Origin of the sequence: Rothia kristinae NBRC 15354 (assembly GCF_001570865.1) — a bacterium.
GTDB lineage: Bacteria > Actinomycetota > Actinomycetes > Actinomycetales > Micrococcaceae > Rothia > Rothia kristinae.
The window spans coordinates 63,284-80,068 of sequence record NZ_BCSM01000007.1; the positions used below are offsets into that span (position 1 = coordinate 63,284).

Sequence of the window (16,785 nt, forward strand, 5' to 3'; positions counted from 1 at the left end):
CGGTTCTCGGCATCGGGGTGCGGGCGCCCGCGCGTGAGCGCGGGAACCGTCCCAGTCTACGCGGTGCCGGGCCCCGACGACGGCGCCCGGCCCGGGGAGGAACCGTAGAGTGGAGGGCGTGAGCTCGATCCTGGAATCCGCCCCCATCGGCGCCTACCTGCCCGCCGAGACCCGGTGGGATCTGCCCGCCGGCGTCCTGCGCACCTGGACCTACCCGGCACGCACCTCGCCCCGGGTGCGCCTGGTCGCGGTGCACGGCTTCCGCGGGGACCACCACGGTCTGGACCTGGTGGCCCGCGCCCTGCCGGACGACGTCGAGACGGTGGTCCCGGACCTGCCCGGCTTCGGCCGCTCCCCGGCCTTCCCAGCCCGCGCCCACGACGTCGCCGGCTACGCCGAGATCCTGGGGCAGCTGCTCGAAGCCCTGCCGCAGGACGGGCTGCCCCTGGCGGTGCTCGGGCACTCCTACGGCTCCGTCGTCGCCGCGGCCCTGGCGGCGCAGCACCCGGACGCGGTGGCGGCGCTGGCCCTGCTCAACCCCATCTGCGAACCGGCCCTGGCCTCGGCCCAGCGTCTGCCGGCCCTGGGGGCCGCCCTGTTCTACAGGGTGTGCGCGGTGCTGCCCGAGGCGCTGGGAGATCGGCTGGTGCGCTCGGCGGCGATCACCCGGATCTCCTCGGAGCTGATGATGAAGACCCGCGATGCGCACCTGCGCCGGTTCATCAACGGTCAGCACGCCGCGTACTTCGGGGCCTTCGCCTCCCGTCGGGTGGTCATTCAGGCCTACGCCGATTCGACCCGGGCCACCGTGGGCGACTGGTCCGGGCAGGTCACGGTGCGCACGCTGCTGGTGGCCGCCGAGCGGGACGACCTCGGTTCGGTGGCCGGGCAGCGGCGGCTGCGCGAGACCTTCCCACCGCAGGCGCAGGCGCGCCTGGAAGTGCTGCCCGAGGTCGGGCACCTGATCCACTACGAGACGCCCCGCCGGGCGGCCCGGGTGGTCGGGGACTTCCTCGCCGAGGCCCTCCCGGAGACCGGGGCCGCGCCGGCGGCGTCGTCATCGCGCCCGGCGGCCGGACCCGCTCGGTCCGACGGGAACGGGGGTGCGGCGTGAGGCTGCTGGTGGATGCCCGCTACGTCCGGCCTGTGCACGATGGCATCAGCCGGTACACGGCCGGGCTGCTGCACGCGGTGGATGCGCTGATCCGCACCGGGCAGACCCCGGGGCTGCGGGTCGCGATGCTCATCAGCGACCCGGCCCAGCGGAAGCAGCTGCCGGAGCTGCCGACGGTGCGCGGGTTCTCCCCCACCGGTCCTCTGGAGCCGCTGAGCGCCCTGCGGATCAACCGGCTGCGCCCGGACGTGGTCTTCTCCCCGATGCAGACCATCGGCACCTGGGGCCGGGACTACGCCCAGATCCTCACCCTGCACGACCTGATCTACTACGCCCACCCGCAGCCGCCGGGGTTCCTGCCGGCCCCGGTGCGCCTGGGCTGGCGGCTGTTCCACCGCAGCTACGCCCCGCAGCGGTGGCTGCTGAACCGGGCCGACGCCGTCGTGACGGTCAGCGACACCACCGCCGGGCTGATAGACGAGCACCGGCTGACCCGCCGCCCCGTCACGGTGGTGCCCAATGCCGCCCCGGACGGGGTGCTGCTGGACCCGCTCGAGGCCCGGACCCGGGCGCGCGGGCGCGGCACGGACCTGCTCTACATGGGATCGGCGATGCCGTACAAGGGGGTCGAGCGGCTGATCGCGGGCGTGGACCGGCTGCCCGGGTACCGACTGCACCTGCTCTCCCGCTACCCCGAGGCCCGACGACGCGAGCTGGCCGCGCTGATCCGACATCCGGACCGGGTGGTCTTCCACGACGGGATCGCCGAGCCGGAGTACCGGGAGCTGCTGCGCACGGCCCGGGCGCTGGTCAGCGCCTCCCGGGCCGAGGGCTTCGGCCTGCCCGTGGTCGAGGCGCAGGCGCAGGGGGTGCCCGTGGTGCTCAGCGACATCCCGATCTTCCGGGAGGTCGCCCCGCACGGGCTGCACGTGGACTTCGAGGACCCGCAGGCCTTCCCTGCCGCGGTGCGCCGCCTGGAGGATCCCCGGGTGCGCACCGAGCTCGCGGCACGGGGCGTCGCCGACGCCGCCCGGTACTCCTGGGAGGCCTCGGCGCGCACCCTGGTGGAGTTGGCCGAGCGGGTCAGCCGCGCTCGTCGTGCTGGCGGTTCTGGATCTCCAGCGCGGACGTGACGGCCGCGGGCTCCGTCTCGGACTCCTCCAGCAGGGCCTCCAGCCGATCCTGCTGACCCCGGGAGAATCGGCGTCGGCGATCCTGCTTGACCCGCAGCAGGGCGCCGATGCGCCGACGCCGGGAGTCCTCGCTGCCGATCCGTTGCCGACGCGGCCACCACCACAGCACCAGCACCGCGATCAGCACGAGCCCGACGTAGCCGATCACCGGGTAGACGCTGGACATCAGGGTGCCGAAGCCGACGAAGCTCACGGCGTAGCCGATCGCGCACACCGTGAGGAACACCCAGGGGTAGCGCCGCGGGTGGGCCGCGGTGAGCCGACGACCCAGGGCGTAGAACATCCCGATCGCGGTGTTGTAGACCATCAGGAAGATGATCCACACCATGATCGTGGAGAAGACGGGGCTGATGTGGTCGAAGACCTTCAGCACCGGCACCTGGGCGTCCCCGACCTCGTCGAGGGTGAAGAACAGCGTGGTCGCGTTCATCAGCAGCAGGGCAGTGAAGATCAGCCCGCCGATCAGCCCACCCCAGCCGGCCTCCTTCGGGCTGGGTTCGGCACCGCCGATCACCAGGGACATGGAGACCCCGACCATGAGGTTCATCCCGGTGTAGTTCAGGGCGGAGACCCACCACGGGTGCACCGGGGACTCCTGGGTCCGGCCCAGCTGCGACAGCGCCCCCAGGTCCCCGGGCACGTGCGCCAGGGACCAGATGAAGGCCACCAGGACCGCCAGGATGATCACCGGGGCCACCGAGGAGATGATGCGCGAGACCTTGTCCACGTCCAGCAGGCCGGTGAGCATCACCAGCGCCACCATGATCAGGGAGCCGACCCAGGCCGGAAGCCCGAACTGCTGCTCCAGGGTCGCCCCGGAGCCGGCGAGCATCACGAAGCCCACCGAGAACAGGGTCAGGGTCACCGCGACGTCCAGGAACACGGAGACCACCGGGTGGGAGACGCTGCGGAACACCTTCCGGTGGTCCTTGGCCAGGAAGTAGGAGCCGGCCTGCAGCACCACGGCCCCGGCCACCGTCATCACGACCCCGGAGATCAGCGCCCCCAGGATCCCGATCGCCCCGAAGGACAGGAAGTACTGGATCAGCTCCTGGCCGGTGGCGAAGCCGGCGGCCACGACCAGCCCGACGAAGGCCAGGGCGATGCGCATCGTGCGGCGCGCGCTCATCGGTCCTGCTCCCGGTGGATCCGCTCGGAGTCCACGTCCTCGTCCCGGTCCAGGTCGCGCAGGACCTCGACGCCGATCGCGGCCGTGACCTGCGGGGCCTCGACCACCGAGTCCTCGGCGATGCGCTCGGCCCGGGCGGCGTGGGCGTCGCTGTACTCCCGCTCGGGGTGATCGCGCAGGTACAGCAGGGCGCGCAGGTTGCGGCGTCGGTCCCCCTCGGCGAGGATGTCGCGGCGGTTGAGCACCCACCAGCCCAGCAGGACCAGCACCATCGCGGCACCGATCCACCCGATCACGGGGTAGACGTAGGTCATCAGCGTCTCGAAGCCGACGAAGCTCACCGCGAAGCCCAGCAGGCACACGACGAGGAAGATCCGGCGGTAGCGCTGCTCGCGTCCGGCGCTCAGGCGCCGACCCAGCGCGTAGAACATGCCGATCGCGGTGTTGTAGATCATCAGGAAGATGATCCATACCATGATCTGCGCGAGCACGGGGTGGATGTGCTCGAACAGCTTCAGCATCGGCACGGAGGAGTCCCCGACCACCGCGATGTTGGCGTACAGGGTCACCGCGGCCATGATCAGCATGACCGTATAGAGGATGCCCCCGGCCAGACCGCCCCAGCCGGCCTCCCGCGGGTCGGTGTTGTTCCCGCCGATGACCAGGCACATGGACACACCCAGGATCAGTGCCAGGCCGTTGTAGTTCAGGGCCGAGACCCACCACGGCGAGACCGGGGACTCCTGGGCGGCGGCCAGATGGTCCAGGGCCGAGAGGTCCGAGGGCAGGTGGAACAGGGTCCAGAGGAAGGCCGCGCACACGGCGATGATGATCAGCGGGGTCACCGCGGAGATGATGTTGGAGACCCGGTCCACGTCCAGCAGGCCGGTGACCATGACCAGCACCAGCATGATGGCCGAGCCGATCCAAGCGGGCAGCCCGAACTGCTGCTGCAGGTTGGAGCCGGCCCCGGCGAGCATCACGAACCCGATGGCGAACAGGGTGATGGTCACGGAGGCGTCCAGCAGCTTGGCGATCACGGGGTAGGACACGGAGCGGAAGACGCGGTTGTGCTCATCGGCCAGGAAGTAGCTGCCCAGCTGCAGGATCACGGCGCCTGCGGCGGCCATGACGATGCCGGCCAGCACGGCCCCGGCGATGCCCCAGGACCCGAAGGAGATGAAGTACTGGATCACCTCCTGTCCGGTGGCGAAGCCCGCGCCGACCAGCAGGCCGACGAAGGACAGGGCGATGCGCGCGGTGCGCTTCACGGACATGCGGGGACCTCTTCCGAAAGGGATCGGGAGCGAGCGGACGCGGCGGGAGCTGCCGGGTGCCCGCCCGGCGTCGACGCCTCGGCCCGGGCACCGCATGAGATTGTAGCGGGCCCTCGGGGCCGCGTCAGGGGGTCGGGGATCTCAGAGCACGTCGGAGCCGTCGCAGCGCACCTGCACGGGGGCGTGCTCACGCGCCGCCGACGACGCCGCGCGCACCCGCCGCAGGGCCGCCGTGACCTGCGGTGCGATGCCGTAGGACATGAACACCAGCGCCCGGTAGAGCTCCTGGTCCTCTCCGTCCGGCTCCAGCGGGATGGGGTCGATCACGCGCAGGGCCGGGGCCTGCCCGAGGGAGGGCGGGTCCAGGGCGCGGAGGAAGGCCTCGACGCCCGTGCGGGGCCCGGTGATCGCCGCCGTGCGCACCGCCGGGGGCAGGCCCAGCTCCCGCCGCTCGGCCAGCTCCCGCCGGGCCCATCCGGAGGGATCCCAGCGCACCAGTGCCGCCAGCACCGAGGACTGCTCCGCGGTGACCACGACCTCCCCGCCCTCCTGCCGGGAGCGCACCAGCGCGCAGGCGTTGGCCCACCGGCGCAGCACGTCCTCGGCGCTGCGCAGCGCGTCCCGCTGCAGCATCCGGTCCCCGTCCAGCAGCAGGGCCGCCCGGTACCCGCCGGGCACGTGCGGCTCGGCCCCCGGGGTGGCCACGACGAGGGCGGGCCGGTCCGGGACCTGGGCGCGCACGTGCTCCCCTGAGGAGGAGATCACCGGGACCCGAGGGAAGGCCCGCCCCAGCTCCTCCGCGGTGCGCAGCGCCCCGACGGTGCTCAGCCGCCAGGTCCGGTTGCCGCAGCTCGGGCAGGCCCAGTCCGCCGCGGCGCGCCCGCACCAGCGGCACTCGGCATGGGAGCGGGAGTCCCGGGTCAGCCCGAGGGGGCCGTGGCAGTGCGGGCAGCGGGCCGGGGTGCGGCAGCGCTGACAGGCCAGGGTCGGGGCGTAGCCGGTGCGGGCCACCTGCACCAGCACGGGCCCGTGCTCCAGGGCGCGGCGGGCGGCCTGGTGGGCCCGCTGCGGGATCCGGGCCAGGGCGGCCAGAGGGTCCCGGGCCCGCTGGTAGGAGTCGGAGGTGGCCACCACCAGGGGGCTGGTGCGCCGCAGGTCCTCCCGATCCGGGCTCAGCGGCACGGCCCAGCCGGTGTCCACCAGGCGCTGGGCCTCCGCGGAGACCGCGTAGCCGCACAGCAGCAGGGGCACCTCCTCCCGGGCGCTGCGCAGCAGCAGCACGTCCCGGGCGTGGGCGTAGGGGGCCTGGCGTTCGGTGAGATTCGGGTCCCCGTCGTCGAAGCAGGCCAGCAGACCCAGCTCCGGCACGGGAGCGAAGGCGGCCGAGCGGGTGCCGATCACGACGTCGGCAAGGCCGGCGCGGGCGCGCAGGTGGGCCCCGGCGCGCTCGCTGAGGCCCTCGTCGTTGCTCAGCCGGGCGATGCGCTCCGCGTCGAACAGCGGGGCCAGGGCCGCGGCGAGGCGATCCAGCGCGGTGGTATCCGGGACGACGATCAGCGCCCGGCGCCCGGCGCTCACCGCCGCACGGCAGGCCGCGGCCAGCAGCCGGGCCCAGTCGGCCTCGGCGGACGGGGCCAGGGCGGCCACGGCCCGCGGCGTCGGCTGTCCGGGGTCGCGCTCGGCGCCGAGGGCGGCGAGGAAGGCCGCTCCCCCGCGATACAGACCCCAGGGACCCGACGACGCGGGCCCGGGTTCGGGTTCGGGGTCTGCCACGGGCGGGGCGGGCGGCGGCTGGGGGCCGTTGAGCAGTCCGGGGTGCTCGCGCAGGAAGGCCTGTTCGGTGCGGGCGGCCCGCGGAGGCACGGCCAGGCGCAGCACGTCGGCGTCCAGGCCGGCCATGCGCGCGGCCACCGCCCGGACCAGCTCCCAGGTCTGCTCGGTGAGCAGGCGCAGCGGGGAGACCACCTCGAGGATCCGGCGTAGCGAGGTCTCGGCGGCGCTGGTCTCCACCCGCTCCACCAGCCACGCCACCTGCACCCGGCCGTGGAAGCTGACCCGCACGCGCACCCCCGGCTGGGCCTGCTCCTCCAGCTCGGCGGGCACCTCGTAGTCGAAGAGCCGATCCAGGTGGGGAACCCGGGTGTCGATGGCCACCCGGGCCACCGGTCGGTGTTCGGCCGCCGGGGAGGTCCCGGGCGCCGTCGGCTCTGGTGCCCTCAGCTCCTCCATCCCGGGCAGCACCCCGGGATCCACGGCCGGGCTCACCTAGACGGCGGCCCGCAGGGCGTCCACCCGGCCGGTGCGCTCCCAGGTGAACTCGGGCTCGGAGCGGCCGAAGTGCCCGTGGGCGGCGGTCTTGGCATAGATGGGCCGGCGCAGCTCCAGATCCCGGATGATCGCGGCCGGACGCAGATCGAAGACCTCGCGGATGGCCTTCTCGATGCGCACCGGGTCCACGTGCTCGGTGCCGAAGGTCTCCACGTACAGACCCACGGGGTTGGCCTGCCCGATCGCGTAGGCCACCTGCACCTCGGCGCGGTCGGCGAGCTCCGCGGCGACGACGTTCTTGGCGACCCACCGCATCGCGTAGGCCGCAGAGCGGTCCACCTTGGAGGGGTCCTTACCGGAGAAGGCGCCGCCGCCGTGGCGGGCCATCCCCCCGTAGGTGTCCACGATGATCTTGCGTCCGGTCAGCCCGGCATCGCCCACGGGCCCGCCCTGCACGAACTGCCCGGCGGGGTTGATGATCAGCTTCGCCTGCGCGGCGTCGAGGTCCTGCTCGGCCAGGACCGGGCGGATCACGTGCTCCTCGACGTCGCGGCGCAGCTGCTCCAGGGCGTAGCCGCGGTCGTGCTGGGTGGAGACCACCACGGTGTCCACCGAGACGGGGGTCGTGCCGTCGTACCCGAGGGTCACCTGGGTCTTGCCGTCCGGGCGCAGATCCGCGAGGGTGCCGTCCTTGCGCACCGCGGTCAGCCGCTCGGACAGGCGGTGAGCCAGCCAGATCGGGGTGGGCATCAGGGCGGCGTTCTCGTTGGAGGCGTAGCCGAACATCAGCCCCTGGTCCCCGGCCCCCTGGTGGTCCAGCTCGTCCCGGGCGGTGCCGCTGCGCTGCTCCAGGGAGGTGTAGACCCCGGCGTTGATGTCCGGGGACTGCTCCCCGATGGACACGGAGACGCCGCAGAACTCGCCGTCGAAGCCGTGGGTCGAGGAGTTGTAGCCGATGTCCAGGATCGTCTCGCGCACGATCTTGGGGATCTCCACGTAGGCGCTGGTGGTGACCTCCCCGGCCACGTGCACCTGCCCGGTGGTGACCATGGTCTCCACGGCCACGTTGGCCAGGGGGTCCTGGTCCAGGAGGGCGTCCAGGATGGAGTCGGAGATCTGGTCGCAGATCTTGTCCGGGTGCCCCTCCGTGACGGATTCGGAGGTGAACAGGCGCAGGTGGTCTCGCTGGTCGGAAGTCACGCGACCACTGTACTCGCTGGTCCGCGTCGTCTCCTCCCCCGCCGGGCGCGGAGTCCTCACGCTGAGGCGGATGACGCCGTGCGACGCGACTGGTCATCGATCAGCCGCAGCACGGCCCGCCACAGGGCGGCGGCCAGCTCGTCCTTGGTCCCGGCGACCTCCTGCTCCCCCACCTCCCCGTCGGGGCGGCGGGTGAGGATGGTCGCGGCGGTCTCGTCGCGGCCGAAGACCTTCTGCGCGCCGACCTCGTTGACCACGAGCACGTCGCACCCCTTGGATTCCAGCTTGGCGCGGCCGAGCTCGGCCACACTGGCCTGCGCGGAGCCGGTCTCCGCGGCGAAGCCCACGATCACCGGCCCGGGCTGCTCCGGGGTGCGGTCGCTCTCGCGATCGGTGACGATGCCGCGCAGGATGTCCGGGTTGCGCACCAGCTCGATGCCGGGGGCGTCCTGGGTGCCCGGGTCCTTCTTGATCTTGGTCTCGGCGTAGGCGGCGGGGCGGAAATCCGCGACGGCCGCGGCCATCACGACGACGTCGGGCGCCTCCTGCCGGATCAGCTCCCCCACCCGCTCGCGCAGCTGCAGCGCGGAGGAGACCCGGGACAGGCTCAGCGTCGTGGTGGGCTGCGGGGCGGGCACCTCCGCGTGGGCCAGCACCAGGTGCGCAACGGCCCCGGCGTCGGCGGCGGCCCGGGCGACGGCGATGCCCTGCTTGCCGGAGGAGCGGTTGCCGAGGTAGCGCACCGGGTCCAGGGCCTCCCGGGTGCCGCCGGCGGTGACCAGCACGCGCAGCCGCGCCAGCCGGGTCGCCTCCTTCGGGGTGAGGCCCGCGGCGGACACGGCGGCCAGGGCCTGGCGAGCGATGTCCGCCGGCTCCGGCAGGCGCCCGGGGCCGGAGTCAGCCCCGGTCAGGCGCCCCACGGCCGGCTCGATCACGCGCAGACCGCGGGAGCGCAGCAGGGCGACGTTGTCCCGCGTCGCGGGGTTGGTCCACATCTGCGTGTGCATCGCCGGGGCGAGCACCACGGGGCAGGTCGCGGTGAGCACGGTCGCGCTGAGCAGGTCATCGGCCCGGCCGGCGGCGATCCGGGCCAGCAGGTCCGCGGTGGCCGGGGCGATCAGGACGAGGTCGGCCTCCTCGGCCTGGCGGACGTGGTTGACGGCCTGGACCTCGTCGAACACGCTGGTGTTCACCGGATGCCCGGACAGCGCCTCCCAGGTGGGGGCGCCGACGAACCTCAGGGCGGTGTCCGTGGGCAGGGGGACGACGTCGTGACCGGATTCCTTGAGCAGGCGGAGCAGGATGGCGGCCTTGTAGGCCGCGATGCCCCCGCCGATTCCTAAGACGATGCGCACCCGGCCCATGCTACCGGGCACCGGGGTTCGACGCGGGAGCACCGCTGGCCGCCCCCCGCCGGTGCGGAGCAGGCGATCGCGGACGCGAACGGGCCGCCCCGCCCACCGGTGAGGATGGGAAGGGCGGCCCGTGGCGATCGCGCCGCGGCCCTGGGCGAGCCGCGGCCGGGATCAGGCCTGCTCGCCGGAGGGATCCTCGGCGGCCTGCTCCTGCTCGGCGCTCTGGCTGGTCCGGTCGATGACCTCGGGGGTCTGCCCGGAGCTGAAGTCGACGGAGGCGTCGCCGTTGATCTCGACGTCCTCGGGGAAGAAGTCGGCGCCGAAGAAGTCCGCGGGGGCGTCGTCGTGGACCAGCTGGCCGTTCTCGTTGAACTTCCCGCCCTCGACGTGGTGGGCCTCGATGGTCCCCTCGTCGATCTCGCGCATCGCGATGGACAGGGACTTCTCGTTGATGTCCGTGTCCACCAGCGGCCCGACATGCTCGAACAGGCCCTCCTGCAGCTGGGAGTAGTAGGCGTTGATCTGCCGGGCCCGGCGGGCTCCGAAGATCACCAGGCCGTACTTGGACTCGGCCTTGCCGAGCAGCTCATCCACGGACGGGTCGATGATGCCTTCGTGTTCGGAAAGTGACAAGGGTTTAGCTCCGTTGGTCGGGTGTGGATCGGCCCTGCCGCCGCCTGGTGCGGGGACCGAACGGCCATCATACCGCGTGGTGCGTCGGCAGGGTACCCCCGGGTGCCGGGGGTGCGGCTCAGTCGCGGTGTGCGGCGGGGTCCAGCCCCATGAGGGAGACGATCTCCTCGGCCGCGCGCCGCACCTCGTCGTTGGTCACGGTGACGTCGAACTCCGGCTCCGCGGCCAGCTCCTCCTTGGCGGTCTCCAGGCGCTGGCGCTGCTCCTCCGGGGACTCGGTGCCCCGGCCGCGCAGGCGCCGCACCAGCTCGTCCCAGCTGGGCGGAGCCAGGAAGATCAGCCGGGAGTCCGGCATCGCGTTGCGCACCTGCCGGGCGCCCTGCAGATCGATCTCCAGCAGCACGGGACGACCCGCGGCCAGGGCCTCCTCCACCTTGGCGCGCATCGTGCCGTAGCGGTGGCTGTTGTGCACCGTGGCCCATTCCAGCAGCTGGTCGTGCTCGACCATCGAGTCGAACTCCTCGTCGGAGACGAACCAGTAGTGCACCCCGTCCTGCTCCCCCGGGCGCGGCCCGCGGGTGGTCGCGGAGACCGAGAACCACACCTGGGGGTAGTGGTCTCGGATGTAGGCGGAGACGGTGCCCTTCCCGACGGCGGTGGGACCGGCCAGGACGGTCAGCGTGCGGTGGTTCCCCTCGGACATGGACTCACCCTTCGAGATAGGAGATCAGGCTGTTGCGCTGGTGCGTGCCCAGTCCGCGCAGGCGGCGGCTGGAAGCGATCTTCAGGTCCCGCATGATCGCGCGGGCCCGGACGTCGCCGATGCTGGGGATGGACTTCAGCATGTCCTCGACCCGGATCCGCTCGAGGGCCTCGTCCCCGTCGGCCCGCTCCAGGAACTCGGCCACGGTGATCTCCCTGCGGCGCAGGGCCTGCTTCGCCTCGGCGCGCACCTGCCGGGAGTGCTTGGCCTTCTCCCGGGCGGCCGCGCGCTGCTCGTCGGTGAGGGGTTGCAGAACCATGGAGCCATCCTCTCGTTCGTGGCCTGGGTGGGCCCGCCTCGGTTCGCGGGATCCGGGGTCGGCCGACGACGGGTACGCAGATCAAATTACCGAAAAAGGGCCCGCGGCGACCAATCGTGACGCAGCGGACCCCGGCCGGGCCCGCACCCGTCCTCGGTTCAGGAGGGTGCCAGTCCCGCGGCCAGCCGCCGGTTGGTCCCGAGGATCTCCCTGCGCAGCGCCGCGACCTCCGGTCCGTGGCGCAAGATCGCCCGTGAGGAGGAGACGACCAGGCGCCGCTCGGTCCCGGCGAAGACGCGGGCGAGATCCTCCTCGGTGGCCCCCTGCGCCCCGTAGCCGGGGGCGAGGATCGGACCGGGGAAGTCCGCCAGGTCGATGCCTAGGCGCGACAGGGACGCGCCCACGGTCGCCCCGATGACCAGCCCGCACGGTCCGGCCAGCTCCCACCCGCCGGCCCCCTCGAGGCCGGGCTCGCGCAGCCGCTCGTTGAGCTCCCGCGCGGCGGCCACGATTCCCCGGGCCACCGAGGCCTCGGGGCCGCCGACGTGCTGCACCGAGGCACCCTCCGGGTTGGAGGTCAGGGCCAGGACGAAGGCGCCGCGTCCGGTCTCGGCGGCCAGGTTCAGGGCCGGATCCAGGGAGCCGAAGCCCAGGTAGGGGCTGAGCGTGACCCAGTCGGCGGCCAGCGGGGAGCCCTCGCGCAGCCAGGCGTCGGCGTAGGCGGCCATGGTCGAGCCGATGTCCCCGCGCTTGGCGTCGGCGATGAGCTCCAGCCCCGCATCCGCGGCGGCGGTGAGCACCTGCTCGAGGGCGGCCAGGCCCGCCGCGCCGTGGCGCTCGAACAGGGCGACCTGCGGCTTCACGACGGCCGCGGCCCCCGCGGCGGCCTCCACCACGCGCAGGCCGAAGGTCCGGGCCCCGTCGGCGTCATCGGCCAGCCCCCAGTCGCGCAGCAGCCCCGGGTGGGGGTCGATGCCCACGCACAGGGGGCCGTGCTCGGCCATGGCCCGCACCAGCCGGTCACCGGCCTCGCCGCGCGGGCTCCGGGCGGTCTCCGCGGCCCCGCTCACGCCCGGTCCCCCTCAGCTGCCGGGGCCTGCTGGGCCCGCTGGGCCAGGGTGGCCTCGTGCTCCTGCAGGCTCAGCACGTCCCAGGAGTGCTCCCGCTGGGCCGCGATGGACTGGATGGAGGCCCCGAACTGGGACAGCGTCGTCATCAGCGGGACCCCGACCGAGGTCGCCGCCGCGCGGATCTCGTAGCCGTCCCCGCGGGCCGAGCCGCCGGAGGGGGTGTTGAAGATCAGGTCGATCTGCCCCTCGCGGATCATGTCCACCACGGAGCGCTCCCCCTCGGCGACGTCGCCGAGCTTGGGCACGACGGTGCAGGGGATCCCGTTGCGCCGCAGCACCTGGGCCGTGCCGCCGGTCGTGACGATCTCGAAGCCGAGGTCCTGGAGCATCTTCACGTAGACGACCGCGGAGCGCTTGTCCCGGTTGGCCACGGACACGAAGACCCGGCCCTCGGTGGGCAGCGGGCTGCCCACGGCGGCCTGGCCCTTGGCGAAGGCGGTGTCGAAGTAGGGGTCCAGGCCCATGACCTCGCCGGTGGAGCGCATCTCGGGGGACAGCAGCGCGTCCACCACCACGCCCTCGGGGGTGCGGAAGCGGCTGAAGGGCAGCACGGCCTCCTTGACGGCGATCGCCGTGCCCTCCGGGATGCGGGCCCCGTCCATGTGCGAGGGCAGCACGCCCTGCTCGGTCAGCTCTCGGATGCTCCGGCCCACCCCGATCAGCGCGGCGGCCTTGGCCAGCTGCACCCCGGTGGCCTTGGAGACGAAGGGCACTGTGCGCGAGGCGCGCGGATTGGCCTCGATGACGTAGAGGATGTCCGAGGCCACCGCGAACTGGATGTTGATCAGCCCGCGCACCCCGACCCCTTCGGCGATCCCGCGGGTCGCGGCGCAGACCCGGTCGATGACGTCCGGGCCGAGGGTCACCGGCGGCAGGGTGCACGCGGAGTCCCCGGAGTGGATTCCGGCCTCCTCGATGTGCTCCATGACCCCGCCCATGTACAGGTCGGTGCCGTCGAACAGGGCGTCGACGTCGATCTCGATCGCATCCTCGAGGAACTTGTCGATCAGGGCCGGCTGGGACGGGGAGACCTCGGTGGCGTGCTCGAGGTAGGCCGCCAGGCTCGCCTCGTCGTAGACGATCTCCATGCCGCGCCCGCCGAGCACGTAGGAGGGACGCACCAGCACCGGGTAGCCGATGCCGTCGGCGATGCGCTTGGCCTCGGCGAAGGTCGAGGCGGTGCCGTTCTTCGGGGAGATCAGCCCGGCCCGCTCCAGGACCTGGGCGAACTCCCCGCGATCCTCGGCCAGGTCGATGGCCTCGGGGGTGGTCCCCAGGATCGGCACCCCGGCCTCCTGCAGCTGCGCGGCCAGCTTCAGCGGGGTCTGCCCGCCCAGCTGCACGTACACGCCCTTCAGCCCGCCGGTGCGCCGCTCCTCCTCGATGACCTCCAGGACGTCCTCCAGGGTCAGCGGCTCGAAGTACAGGCGGGTGGAGACGTCGTAGTCGGTGGAGACGGTCTCCGGGTTGCAGTTGACCATGACCGTCTCGTAGCCGGCCTCGCGCAGCACCATCGAGGCGTGCACGCAGGAGTAGTCGAACTCGATGCCCTGCCCGATCCGGTTGGGCCCGGAGCCCAGGATCATGATGGACTCCCCCTCGTGCGGGGCGACCTCGTCCTCCTGGTCGTAGGCGGAGTAGTGGTACGGGGTGAAGGCCTCGAACTCGGCCGCGCAGGTGTCCACGGTCTTGAACACCGGGCGGATGCCCAGCGCGTGGCGCACCCCCCGGACCACGTCCTCGCGGGTGTGGGCGATGGCGGCGATCTGGGCGTCGGAGAAGCCGTGGCGCTTGGCCTCGCGCAGGGTGTCCGGGGTCAGGTCCGGATCCGCCCGGACCCGCTCGGCCACCTCGTTGAGCAGCTGCAGCTGATCCAGGAACCAGGGGTCGATGCCGGTGGCCTCGTACATCCGCTCCACGCCGGCCCCGGCGGCCAGGGCCCGGCGCACCTGGTGGATCCGCTGAGTGGTGGGGGTGCGGGTGGCCTCCACGAGCTCGTCCAGGGCGTCCCGGTCCGGGGTCTCGGCGGCGAAGTCGAAGGCGCCGTCCTTCTGCTCGAGGGAGCGCATGGCCTTCTGCAGGGCCTCGGTGAAGCTGCGGCCCAGGGCCATGGCCTCGCCCACGGACTTCATGGTGGTGGTCAGGGTGGGGTCCGCGGCCGGGAACTTCTCGAAGGCGAAGCGCGGGACCTTGACCACGACGTAGTCCAGGGTGGGCTCGAAGGAGGCCGGGGTCTTGCGGGTGATGTCGTTGGGGATCTCGTCCAGGGTATAGCCCAGGGAGAGCTTGGTGGCGATCTTGGCGATCGGGAAGCCGGTGGCCTTGGAGGCCAGGGCCGAGGAGCGGGAGACCCGCGGGTTCATCTCGATGACGACGACGCGCCCGGTGGCGGGATCCACGGCGAACTGGATGTTGCACCCGCCGGTGTCCACCCCGACCTCGCGGATCACGGCGATCGCGACGTCGCGCATCTTCTGGTACTCCCGGTCCGTGAGCGTCAGCGCCGGGGCGACCGTGATGGAGTCCCCGGTGTGCACCCCCACGGGGTCGAAGTTCTCGATCGAGCAGACCACGACGACGTTGTCGTTGCGGTCGCGCATCATCTCCAGCTCGTACTCCTTCCACCCGAGGATGGACTCCTCCAGGAGCACCTCGCTGGTGGGGCTGTACTGGATCCCGGCCCCGGCGATCCGGTGCAGGTCGACCTCGTCGTAGGCCATCCCGGAGCCCAGCCCGCCCATCGTGAAGGAGGGCCGCACGACCATGGGGTAGCCCAGCCGCTCGGCGGCGGCCAGGGCCTCGTCCATCGAGTGCACGATCTCGGAGCGGGCGGATTCGGCCCCGCAGCGCTCGACCACGCCCTTGAAGGCCTCGCGGTCCTCGCCGAGGTTGATCGCGGCGATGTTCGCCCCGATCAGCTCGACGCCGTAGCGCTCCAGCGCGCCGCGCTCGTCCAGGGCGATCGCGGTGTTCAGGGCGGTCTGTCCGCCCAGGGTCGGCAGGATCGCGTCGGGGCGCTCCTTGGCGATGATCTTCTCGACCGTCTCCGGGGTGATCGGCTCGATGTAGGTCGCGTCGGCGAACTCGGGGTCGGTCATGATCGTGGCCGGGTTGGAGTTGACCAGGATGACGCGGATGCCCTCGTCCTTGAGCACGCGCAGGGCCTGCGTGCCGGAGTAGTCGAACTCCGCGGCCTGCCCGATGACGATGGGACCGGAGCCGATGACCAGGACGGAGTGCAGATCGGTGCGACGGGGCATGGGGTTACTTTCCTGCTTTCTGCGCGGTTGCGGCGGCGGATCCGGCGGCCGGGAGGGAGTCGATGAAACGGTCGAAGAGGTAGGCGGCGTCGTGCGGTCCGGCGGCGGCCTCGGGGTGGTACTGCACGGAGAAGGCCGGCAGGTCCAGGCAGCGCAGGCCCTCCACGACGTCGTCGTTCAGGCACACGTGGGAGACCTCGACCCGCCCGAACTCCTCCTGCGGGGCGGTGACGGGTCCATCCAGCGGGGCGTCCACCGCGAAGCCGTGGTTCTGGGCGGTGATCTCCACCGTCCCGGTGGCCCGGTCCAGCACGGGCTGGTTGATCCCGCGGTGGCCGAAGGGGAGCTTGTAGGTCCCGAAGCCCAGGGCCCGGCCCAGCAGCTGGTTGCCGAAGCAGATCCCGAAGAACGGGATCTTGGCCCGCAGCACCTCGCGCAGCAGCTGGACCTGCTCATCCGCGGTCTCGGGGTCCCCGGGGCCGTTGGAGAAGAACACCCCGTCCGCCCCGAGCTCGCGGATCCGCTGGAATCCGGTGTCGGCCGGGACGATCACGGTGCGCAGCCCGCGCTCGGCGAAGCGGCGCGGGGTCATGGACTTGATGCCCAGGTCCACCGCGACCACGGTGCCCCGGGGCTCGCCCTCCCAGCCCCACTCCGAGGGCTCGACGATCTGCTCCTCGGCGATGCTGACCTCCTCGGCCAGGCGGCGCCCGAGCATCCCGGCGGAGTCCCAGACCTCGGCCAGCAGCTCGGCGCGGGGTCGATCGGCCTGGTCCCCGGAGAAGATGCCGGCGCGCATCGCGCCGACCTCGCGCAGCCGCCGGGTCAGGGCGCGGGTGTCGATGCCGCGGATACCGACGATACCCTGGGCCGTGAGCTCCTCGTCAAGGCTGCGCTGGGAGCGCCAGTTCGAGGGGATGCGGGCGGCTTCGCGCACCGCGTAGCCGGCGACCCAGATGCGCCGGGATTCGGCGTCCTCGTCGTTGACACCCGTGTTGCCGATGTGCGGGGCGGTCTGGATGACGATCTGCCCGGCGTAGGACGGGTCGGTGAGGGTCTCCTGGTAGCCGGTCATGCCGGTGGAGAACACCGCCTCGCCGAGGGTGGAGCCGACGGCGCCGTAGGCGCTGCCCTCCCAGGCGGAGCCGTCCTCCAGGACGAGGACCGCCGGTGCGGGGGCGGGGGTGGCGTGGGTGGTCATGGT

The 16,785-nt window shown here is 72.6% G+C and carries 13 protein-coding genes; 2 read left to right on the top strand and 11 right to left on the bottom strand.

The window, feature by feature from the left end; genetic code table 11:
• Positions 1-118 precede the first annotated feature (118 nt).
• Complete coding sequence (locus KKR01S_RS05765; RefSeq protein WP_165596161.1) at positions 119-1,114, top strand: alpha/beta fold hydrolase; 996 nt, start codon at positions 119-121, stop codon at positions 1,112-1,114.
• Positions 1,111-2,247 (top strand): glycosyltransferase family 4 protein, encoded by a 1,137-nt coding sequence (locus KKR01S_RS05770; protein ID WP_061225524.1) that lies wholly within the window; start codon positions 1,111-1,113, stop codon positions 2,245-2,247. Before KKR01S_RS05765 ends, KKR01S_RS05770 begins: the two co-directional genes overlap by 4 nt.
• On the opposite strand, the gene KKR01S_RS05775 is transcribed toward KKR01S_RS05770, so the two are convergent.
• The 11 genes from KKR01S_RS05775 to carA all read right to left on the bottom strand — a co-directional run bounded on the left by KKR01S_RS05775 (position 2,198) and on the right by carA (position 16,782).
• Positions 2,198-3,436 carry a YkvI family membrane protein gene (locus KKR01S_RS05775; protein ID WP_099049735.1) on the bottom strand — a complete coding sequence of 413 codons (1,239 nt, stop codon included), beginning with the start codon at positions 3,434-3,436 and terminating at the stop codon, positions 2,198-2,200. The genes KKR01S_RS05770 and KKR01S_RS05775 overlap by 50 nt on opposite strands.
• Positions 3,433-4,713 carry a YkvI family membrane protein gene (locus KKR01S_RS05780; protein WP_099049736.1) on the bottom strand — a complete coding sequence of 427 codons (1,281 nt, stop codon included), beginning with the start codon at positions 4,711-4,713 and terminating at the stop codon, positions 3,433-3,435. Before KKR01S_RS05780 ends, KKR01S_RS05775 begins: the two co-directional genes overlap by 4 nt.
• 141 nt (positions 4,714-4,854) lie before the next feature.
• Positions 4,855-6,966: a primosomal protein N' family DNA-binding protein gene (locus KKR01S_RS05785; protein WP_244884115.1), complete on the bottom strand. Its 2,112-nt coding sequence runs from the start codon at positions 6,964-6,966 to the stop codon at positions 4,855-4,857.
• A 12-nt stretch (positions 6,967-6,978) separates the two neighbouring features.
• Positions 6,979-8,181, bottom strand: coding sequence for a methionine adenosyltransferase (metK, locus tag KKR01S_RS05790; RefSeq protein WP_061225526.1), 1,203 nt, complete (start codon positions 8,179-8,181; stop codon positions 6,979-6,981).
• Positions 8,182-8,237: 56 nt separating this feature from the next.
• Positions 8,238-9,545, bottom strand: coding sequence for a bifunctional phosphopantothenoylcysteine decarboxylase/phosphopantothenate--cysteine ligase CoaBC (gene coaBC / locus KKR01S_RS05795; protein WP_500861354.1), 1,308 nt, complete (start codon positions 9,543-9,545; stop codon positions 8,238-8,240).
• A 162-nt stretch (positions 9,546-9,707) separates the two neighbouring features.
• Positions 9,708-10,169 carry a DNA-directed RNA polymerase subunit omega gene (gene rpoZ, locus KKR01S_RS05800; RefSeq protein WP_058731699.1) on the bottom strand — a complete coding sequence of 154 codons (462 nt, stop codon included), beginning with the start codon at positions 10,167-10,169 and terminating at the stop codon, positions 9,708-9,710.
• Positions 10,170-10,287: 118 nt separating this feature from the next.
• Positions 10,288-10,872 (bottom strand): guanylate kinase, encoded by a 585-nt coding sequence (gene gmk, locus KKR01S_RS05805; protein WP_058731700.1) that lies wholly within the window; start codon positions 10,870-10,872, stop codon positions 10,288-10,290.
• 4 nt (positions 10,873-10,876) lie between these two features.
• Entirely contained in the window at positions 10,877-11,191 is a 315-nt protein-coding gene (gene mihF, locus KKR01S_RS05810) for an integration host factor, actinobacterial type (protein ID WP_058731701.1), read from the bottom strand.
• Positions 11,192-11,349: 158 nt separating this feature from the next.
• Positions 11,350-12,261 (bottom strand): orotidine-5'-phosphate decarboxylase, encoded by a 912-nt coding sequence (gene pyrF / locus KKR01S_RS05815; protein ID WP_061225527.1) that lies wholly within the window; start codon positions 12,259-12,261, stop codon positions 11,350-11,352.
• On the bottom strand, positions 12,258-15,581 hold the full coding sequence (gene carB, locus KKR01S_RS05820) for a carbamoyl-phosphate synthase large subunit (RefSeq protein ID WP_061225528.1): 3,324 nt from the start codon (positions 15,579-15,581) through the stop codon (positions 12,258-12,260). The genes pyrF and carB overlap by 4 nt, the downstream gene beginning before the upstream one ends.
• 4 nt (positions 15,582-15,585) lie before the next feature.
• Complete coding sequence (carA, locus tag KKR01S_RS05825) at positions 15,586-16,782, bottom strand: glutamine-hydrolyzing carbamoyl-phosphate synthase small subunit (RefSeq protein ID WP_061225529.1); 1,197 nt, start codon at positions 16,780-16,782, stop codon at positions 15,586-15,588.
• Between the last annotated feature and the right edge of the window lie 3 nt (positions 16,783-16,785).